Source organism: Agrobacterium sp. A3-95 (assembly GCF_053521785.1).
Genome location: NZ_JBNWDR010000023.1, coordinates 1 through 3611, shown reverse-complemented (window position 1 = coordinate 3611; position 3611 = coordinate 1). Strand labels below are relative to the sequence as shown.

At 52.5% G+C, this 3611-nt stretch carries 2 tRNA genes and 1 rRNA gene; all 3 read left to right on the top strand.

From position 1 onward, the window contains the following. Positions 1–2: 2 nt before the first annotated feature. The 3 genes from ACQZ5Y_RS28210 to ACQZ5Y_RS28200 all read left to right on the top strand — a co-directional run bounded on the left by ACQZ5Y_RS28210 (position 3) and on the right by ACQZ5Y_RS28200 (position 3603). Positions 3–79 (top strand) — tRNA-Ile (locus ACQZ5Y_RS28210). 59 nt (positions 80–138) lie between these two features. After that, positions 139–214: transfer RNA gene (locus tag ACQZ5Y_RS28205), tRNA-Ala, on the top strand. A gap of 582 nt (positions 215–796) precedes the next feature. Further along, positions 797–3603: ribosomal RNA gene (locus tag ACQZ5Y_RS28200) — 23S ribosomal RNA — on the top strand. The last annotated feature ends 8 nt before the right edge of the window (positions 3604–3611 follow it).

The window sequence follows — 3611 nt, the reverse complement described above, 5'->3', positions numbered from 1 at the left end:
CTGGGCCCGTAGCTCAGTTGGTTAGAGCACACGCTTGATAAGCGTGGGGTCGGTAGTTCGAGTCTACCCGGGCCCACCATTGGTTTTTGGAATTTGCCTGATCCCTGGCGGTTATGCTGTCGGGTGTTTGCGATGGTTGGGGCTGTAGCTCAGCTGGGAGAGCACCTGCTTTGCAAGCAGGGGGTCAGCGGTTCGATCCCGCTCAGCTCCACCAATCGCTAGCGCGGTTGGTGAGGTTATGTCTTGACGCTGTCGCGGCTTTGCCGCTGCGCTCCAGACGGGCCGGCCAATGATGGCCGACGGCCTATCGGCCTGTATGGGTGGATTGATCGGTGAGTTGAATATCCTTTTGAAGAAATAAAAGTTTGCATCTTCTGCTAAGGAAGATGCCTGTTCTGAATACATTGTGAAGAGAAGATATGTCTGGAAGCGTCCAGGTGTTTTGGGTTTATGCCTGAAACGTCCGAGACCAATCCTTGTGAAACCATGTGATGGCTTAGTCGGCCGGAATTGGTGGAGGGGTTGGAGGTAGGAAGGATCGCTTGTCCGAGGCATTTTTGTTGTTGGAGCTTTTGCTCCTCTGATGGGAATGCTGGATTGATGTTGCCTGACCGCGCATCACCGGATGATATCTCGAGAAGCTGGTCTTAATGATACGACCTCGAAGTGCACCGGCGTGCCTTCAAAGAGGATTGTATCGAACACGTCGATGTCATCAGGAGATAATCTGGTTGTAAAAGGTAACCGGATTGCCGTTCCTTTGGAACGGCTATGGATGAGCATAGACAATGAGAACGAAGAAGTGAATTAAGGGCATTTGGTGGATGCCTTGGCATGCACAGGCGAAGAAGGACGTGATACGCTGCGAAAAGCCGTGGGGAGCTGCGAATAAGCTTTGATCCATGGATCTCCGAATGGGGCAACCCACCTTAAATGCTTGGAAAATCCAGTCTGTTTTATGAACGGCCTGGGTTTCCAAGCATTGTGATAAGGTATCTTACTTTCGAATACATAGGGGTAAGAAGCGAACGCAGGGAACTGAAACATCTAAGTACCTGCAGGAAAGGACATCAACCGAGACTCCGTAAGTAGTGGCGAGCGAACGCGGACCAGGCCAGTGGCAATGATGAATAAAGCGGAACGATTTGGAAAAGTCGGCCATAGAGGGTGATAGCCCCTTACGCGTAGAACAGTCATTGTCCTTGAGTAGGGCGGGGCACGTGAAATCCTGTCTGAACATGGGGAGACCACTCTCCAAGCCTAAGTACTCGTGCATGACCGATAGCGAACAAGTACCGTGAGGGAAAGGTGAAAAGCACCCCGACGAGGGGAGTGAAATAGAACCTGAAACCGGATGCCTACAAACAGTCGGAGCCCGCAAGGGTGACGGCGTACCTTTTGTATAATGGGTCAACGACTTAGTGTAACTAGCAAGCTTAAGCCGGTAGGTGTAGGCGCAGCGAAAGCGAGTCTGAATAGGGCGATTGAGTTAGTTGCATTAGACCCGAAACCGAGTGATCTAGCCATGAGCAGGCTGAAGGTTGGGTAACACCAACTGGAGGGCCGAACCCGTATCTGTTGCAATAGATTGGGATGACTTGTGGCTAGGGGTGAAAGGCCAATCAAACTCGGAAATAGCTGGTTCTCCGCGAAATCTATTTAGGTAGAGCGTCGACCGAATACCCTCGGGGGTAGAGCACTGGATGGGCTATGGGGACTCACCGTCTTACTGATCCTAACCAAACTCCGAATACCGAGGAGTACTAGTCGGCAGACACACGGCGGGTGCTAACGTCCGTCGTGAAAAGGGCAACAACCCTGACCTCCAGCTAAGGTCCCCAAGTCATGGCTAAGTGGGAAAGGATGTGAGGATCCCAAAACAACCAGGATGTTGGCTTAGAAGCAGCCATCATTTAAAGAAAGCGTAACAGCTCACTGGTCTAAATAAGGGTCTTTGCGCCGAAAATGTAACGGGGCTAAAGCCATGCACCGAAGCTGAGGATGTGACAGTTGTAGTGACTGTTGCGTGGTAGCGGAGCGTTCCGTAAGTCTGTGAAGGCGGACCCGTGAGGGCTGCTGGAGATATCGGAAGTGCGAATGTTGACATGAGTAACGATAAAGGGAGTGAGAGACTCCCTCGCCGAAAGACCAAGGGTTCCTGCTTAAAGTTAATCTGAGCAGGGTTAGCCGGCCCCTAAGACGAGGCGGACACGCGTAGTCGATGGGAACCACGTTAATATTCGTGGGCCTGGTGGTAGTGACGGATCTCGTGTGTTGTACATTCTTACTGGATTGAATGTGCGGCGAAGAGGTTCCAGGAAATAGCTCCACCGTATAGACCGTACCCGAAACCGACACAGGTGGTCAGGTAGAGTATACCAAGGCGCTTGAGAGAACTATGTTGAAGGAACTCGGCAAATTGCACGCGTAACTTCGGAAGAAGCGTGACCCCATTTTACGCAAGTATGATGGGGTGGCACAGACCAGGGGGTAGCGACTGTTTATCAAAAACACAGGGCTCTGCGAAGTAGCAATACGACGTATAGGGTCTGACGCCTGCCCGGTGCTGGAAGGTTAAAGGGAGGGGTGCAAGCTCTGAACTGAAGCCCCAGTAAACGGCGGCCGTAACTATAACGGTCCTAAGGTAGCGAAATTCCTTGTCGGGTAAGTTCCGACCTGCACGAATGGCGTAACGACTTCCCCGCTGTCTCCAACATAGACTCAGTGAAATTGAATTCCCCGTGAAGATGCGGGGTTCCTGCGGTCAGACGGAAAGACCCCGTGCACCTTTACTATAGCTTTACACTGGCATTCGCCAAGGCATGTGTAGGATAGGTGGTAGGCTTTGAAGCAGGGACGCCAGTTCTTGTGGAGCCATCCTTGAAATACCACCCTTATCTTCGTGGATGTCTAACCGCGGTCCGTTATCCGGATCCGGGACAGTGTATGGTGGGTAGTTTGACTGGGGCGGTCGCCTCCGAAAGAGTAACGGAGGCGCGCGATGGTGGGCTCAGACCGGTCGGAAATCGGTCGTCGAGTGCAATGGCATAAGCCCGCCTGACTGCGAGACTGACAAGTCGAGCAGAGACGAAAGTCGGTCATAGTGATCCGGTGGTCCCGTGTGGAAGGGCCATCGCTCAACGGATAAAAGGTACGCCGGGGATAACAGGCTGATGACCCCCAAGAGTCCATATCGACGGGGTTGTTTGGCACCTCGATGTCGACTCATCGCATCCTGGGGCTGGAGCAGGTCCCAAGGGTATGGCTGTTCGCCATTTAAAGCGGTACGTGAGTTGGGTTCAGAACGTCGTGAGACAGTTCGGTCCCTATCTGCCGTGGGTGTAGGAATATTGACAGGATCTGTCCCTAGTACGAGAGGACCGGGATGGACGTATCTCTGGTGGATCTGTTGTCCTGCCAAGGGCATAGCAGAGTAGCTATATACGGAATGGATAACCGCTGAAGGCATCTAAGCGGGAAACCAACCTGAAAACGAGTGTTCCCTATCAGAGCCGTGGAAGACGACCACGTTGATAGGACGGGTGTGGAAGCATGGCAACATGTGAAGCTTACCGTTACTAATAGCTCGATCGACTTCTTCGTTCCCATTG